3 protein-coding genes are annotated in these 1,791 nt (G+C 72.0%); 1 reads left to right on the forward strand and 2 read right to left on the reverse strand.

Annotated elements, in window-relative coordinates:
* Nucleotides 1–50 precede the first annotated feature (50 nt).
* Together ACYVE9_RS25330 and hisN are read right to left on the reverse strand one after the other, a co-directional pair.
* Nucleotides 51–458: a CBS domain-containing protein gene (locus ACYVE9_RS25330; RefSeq protein WP_461030221.1), complete on the reverse strand. Its 408-nt coding sequence runs from the start codon at nucleotides 456–458 to the stop codon at nucleotides 51–53.
* 173 nt (nucleotides 459–631) lie between these two features.
* Nucleotides 632–1,426: a histidinol-phosphatase gene (gene hisN / locus ACYVE9_RS25335; RefSeq protein WP_461030222.1), complete on the reverse strand. Its 795-nt coding sequence runs from the start codon at nucleotides 1,424–1,426 to the stop codon at nucleotides 632–634.
* Between the two features lie 145 nt (nucleotides 1,427–1,571).
* Here hisN and ACYVE9_RS25340 point away from each other — a divergent pair.
* Nucleotides 1,572–1,791, forward strand: a 220-nt coding sequence (locus tag ACYVE9_RS25340) for a TetR/AcrR family transcriptional regulator (RefSeq protein ID WP_461030223.1), incomplete at its 3' end; no start/stop codon positions are given.

Raw genomic sequence — 1,791 nt, forward strand, 5'->3', positions numbered from 1 at the left:
TGCGCCACCGCCCCGGCAGGTCACCGACCGGGGCGGCGGCCCCGCTGCGGTCAGGCGACCACCGCGCCGGTGGGCTCGGGAGAGGTCGACCAGCAGCGCACGATGTCGCGGACCGAGACGATGCCCACCGGCTCCCGGTCGTCCAGCACGATCAGGTGCCGGAAGCCGCCGCGGGTCATGGCTCCGGCCGCGTCGGCCAGCGTCCAGTCGGGGGTGGCGAACACCACCTCGGTCGTGGTGTGGGTACCCGCGTACTCCAGGTCCGGGTCCTGTCCGTCGGCCAGCGAGTGGATGATGTCGCGTTCGGTGAGGATGCCGACGCCGCTGTCGTCCAGATCGAGGACGACCGCGGCGCCGACCCGGCGGGCCGCCATCAGACCGGCGGCCTGGCGGAGGGTGTGGGTCGGGCCGATGCTGAGCACCACGGTGCTCATGGCGTCGCGTACGAGGGCGGGCATGGTCGTCTGCCACCTCCTTGGAGGAATCCGCTCGAGAGCGAATTCACAAGGGCACAAGCGAATGAGCTCTCATGGTCACACGTGACGCGCGACACAACAAGGGGCGCGCGAAGCGGCCCTCGGTCGGTTCGCGCGCCCCAACACCCTCCGAGTGGCCCGTAAGTGATGGCCGGTCAGCCCCGCAGGTAGCCCAGCAGGTCCTCGTGCAGCAGCCCGTTGGACGCGGCGGCGTCCCCGCTGTGCGGGCCGTCGCGCCCGTCCAGCCCGGTGAAGGTGCCGCCTGCCTCCTGCACGATCACGGCGTTGGCCGCCATGTCCCACAGCGACAGCTCCGGCTCCGCGCACATGTCGATCGCGCCCTCGGCGACCATCATGTAGGGCCAGAAGTCCCCGTAAGCCCGGGTCCGCCAGCAGTCCCGGCCCAGGTCGAGAAAACCGCCGAGCCGTCCGCGCTCCTCCCAGCCGGTCAGCGAGGAGTAGGCGAAGGACGCGTCCCGGATCCGCGCCACCTGCGAGACGTGCATGCGGGTGGCCTGCGAGAGGCTGCGGCCGGTGAACGCGCCGCTGCCCTTGGCCGCCCACCAGCGCCGGTTGAGCGCGGGCGCTGAGACCATGCCGACCACCGGGTGGTCGCCGCCCTCGCCCATCTCCATCAGCGCGATCAGCGTCGCCCACACCGGGACCCCGCGCACGTAGTTCTTCGTGCCGTCGATCGGGTCGACGACCCAGCGCCTGGGTCCGCTGCCCTCGTTCCCGAACTCCTCACCGAGCACGGCGTCCCGGGGCCGGGCCCGCTTGAGCGAACTGCGGATCAACTCCTCGGTCGCCTTGTCCGCCTCGGTCACCGGCGTCATGTCAGGTTTCGTCTCGACCTTCAGGTCGAGCGCCTTGAACCGCTCCATGGTGGTGGCGTCGGCGGCGTCGGCCAGTACATGGGCGAGACGCAAGTCATCGTGGTACTCCGGCATGGGTGAACAGTAACCAGTGTCCCGCGCTGTGGCCGCACGGGCGGCTTCCCGGGCGGGGCGGAAGCGGCGTGCCGGCTCCCTTGACACCGGCCGACACCGCGTCAATTCTTGCCCGCAGGTCCACCGCCGGACCGGGAGGGGAGCCATGCCCGCCGCGCGCGAAAGCCTGCTGTCCGCCGCCCAGGCCGCCCTCGACCGCCGGCCCTGGGCCACCGTGCGCATGGTGGACGTGGCCGCGGGGGCCGGAGTGTCCCGGCAGACCCTCTACAACGAGTTCAGCTCCAAGGAAGGCCTCGGCGCGGCCCTCGTCGAACGCCGTACCGAGGCGTTCGTCCGGGGTGCGGCGACCGCGGCGGCGACCGCCC

The organism is Streptomyces sparsus, assembly GCF_054776295.1.